Source organism: Nitratireductor indicus C115 (assembly GCF_000300515.1).
Taxonomy (GTDB): Bacteria; Pseudomonadota; Alphaproteobacteria; order Rhizobiales; family Rhizobiaceae; genus Nitratireductor; species Nitratireductor indicus.
The window spans coordinates 1-2,495 of the sequence record NZ_AMSI01000049.1; the positions used below are offsets into that span (position 1 = coordinate 1).

The 2,495-nt window shown below is 63.5% G+C and carries 1 protein-coding gene and 1 pseudogene; both read right to left on the minus strand.

Translation table 11 applies throughout. The features are described from left to right. Window positions 1-144 precede the first annotated feature (144 nt). Entirely contained in the window at window positions 145-879 is a 735-nt protein-coding gene (istB, locus tag NA8A_RS24100) for an IS21-like element helper ATPase IstB (protein ID WP_009453060.1), read from the minus strand. Beyond that, window positions 812-2,378, minus strand: a pseudogene (gene istA, locus NA8A_RS24105) (IS21 family transposase). Before istA ends, istB begins: the two are co-directional and overlap by 68 nt. Between the last annotated feature and the right edge of the window lie 117 nt (window positions 2,379-2,495).

Consider the following 2,495-nt stretch of genomic DNA (forward strand, 5'->3'; position numbering starts at 1 on the left):
TGTCAAACGGCATCCAAAGTTGACCCCGGATCGGCGTCCAATTTTGACCCCCCTTGGTGTAGAGCGCTGCGGCGAGCGCCCGACCGGGTGGAGCTGGCCCGGGTTGCGCAGCCCGGTCGGGCGCGTTGGTTAGGCTCCCCGGCTTTAGCTTTGAGAGCGGTTCTTGAAGCGCCAGGATTCGTTGCCGGTCTCGATGATCTCGCAATGGTGTGTGAGCCGATCGAGCAACGCGGTTGTCATCTTGGCGTCGCCAAAGACGGCGGGCCATTCGCCGAAGGCGAGATTGGTGGTGACGATGATCGAGGAGCGTTCGTAGAGCCTGCTGATGAGGTGGAAGAGCAGCTGTCCGCCGGCCTGGGCGAAGGGTAGATATCCAAGTTCATCGAGCACGGCGAAGTCGAGGCGGGTGAGATAATCGGCGATGCGGCCCTGCTTTCCGGCGCGATGCTCGGTCTCGAGCCGATTGACCAGATCGACGACATTGAAGAAGCGGCCGCGTGCTCCGTTGCGGATGAGAGAGCGGGCAATGGCGATGGCCAGGTGGGACTTTCCGGTTCCGGTGCCACCGATGAGGACGGCGTTGCGCTGATCGGCGATGAAGGCGCCGGTGGCGAGGTCACGGACCAGGGCCTCGTTGACGGGCGTGTCGGCGAAGTCGAAGTCGTCGATGTCTTTGGCCAGTGGCAGCTTGGCGACGGTGAGTTGGTATTTGATGGAGCGGGCCTGCTTCTCGGCAATCTCGGCCGACAGCAGGTCGCCGACGATCCTGGGCGGCTCATGCTGTCGTTTGATGCCGGTGGCCATGACCTCGTCATAGGCGCTGCGCATGCCATAGAGCTTCAGAGTTCCCATCAGTTCCAGAACCTGGGTTCGTTCCATCAGCTTGCCCTCCTGAGGCTGTCGTAGCGGGCGCAGTCGGCCTGCGGCTCATGGCGCAGGCGTAGCGCGTCCGGAGTGAGGATGGTGACGGCCGGCGCCGGGTCGCGGTGGCGGGCCAGGATGTTGAGGATGACGGCCGACGAACAGACGTTCTCGGCAAGCGCCTGCTGGCAGGCGGCCTCGACGGCTTCGATCCCGTCCGACAGCACTGCCGTCAGGATCAGCACCATCTGCCGGTCACCGTCATCGACGGCCTTCAATCGTCGCCGCACCCGCTCCATCGCCGGCGGCAGTTCCCATCCCTGGAAGGGTGCGCCGTTGCGCAAGGCTCCGGGTTTGCGGGCCAGCACCGGCACGTAATGCCATGGATCGTAGATCGTCTGGCCGCGACCGAAGCAGCGGGCATGCTCGCCCACGATTGTCCCGTCCTGACGGATGACGATGCGATCGGCATAGGCCTGGATCTCGACCGGCCTCCCGACCGCGGTCGACAGCACCGAGTATTTGTTGTTGTCGAAGCGCACCGTGCAGGTCTTCGTCACCGAAGCAGGCACCGTGTGGAAGCCGTCAAAGGGACCGCGATACTCGACCAGCTTGCCGCGCTCTTCCTCGAACACCTCCCAGATCGTGCGCTCGGGCTGGTCGACATGACGGTGGACCTTGGCCCAGGCGACGCACCTGTCGAGCAGCCAGGCGTTCAACTCCTCGTAGCTCCTGAAGCGCAGGCGTGGCGTGAAGAAGCGCTCGCGCACCAGACCGACCTGGTTCTCGACCTGACCCTTCTCCCATCCGGACGCCGGCGTGCAGGCGACGGGCTGGACCAGATAGTGGCTGCACATCTGCAGGAAGCGACGGTTGTATTGCCGCTCCTTGCCGACGAACACCGTCTCCACCGCCGTCTTCATGTTGTCGTAGATGCCGCGCATGCAGGCACCACCGAAGAAGGCGAACGCCCTGTCATGGGCGTCGAACACCATCTCCTGCGTCTCACGCGGATAGGCCCGAACGAACATCATGCGGCTGTGACAGAGCCGGACATGGGCAACCTTCACGGTCACCGTCACGCCGTTGAGCAGCACGATCTCGTGGCTCCAGTCGAACTGGTAGGCATCGCCAGGCGGAAAGAACAGCGGCACATAGGCCTCGGCCATCGCCGCGCCACGCGCCTTGTCCCGGCTCTTCGCGTAGCGCCGGACCGCATCGTAGCTGCCCTCGTAGCCGAGAACGCAAAGCTCCTCGTAGATGCGCACCAGCGTCAGGCGCTCGCGACGCGGCTTCGCATCGTTGCCGTCCAGCAGAGCATCAAGCTGCACCTGCCAGGGGCCAACCTTCGGCATCGGCTGATGTTCGCGCTCGTAGGAGAACGATGTCTCGTTCGACCGCAATATCCGGCGCACCGTATTGCGCGACACATGCAGCTCGCGGCTGATCCGCTTCAGCGACCATCCCTGAACATGGTAGGCACGCCGAACCCGAGCAATCGTATCCACTGACTTCATCCCCTCTCCATCCGCTCGCAATCACAAACGGATGGGTGCTGATCGACTGTAAGAGGGGGGTCAATTTTGGACGCCGATCCTCCCAGCTAGAGGGTCAATTTTGCATGCCGGTTCACA

Excerpts from the sequence above, each read along its gene's own strand:
- istB (WP_009453060.1), bottom strand. The coding sequence starts at position 879 with ATGGAACGAACCCAGGTTCTGGAACTGATGGGAACTCTGAAGCTCTAT.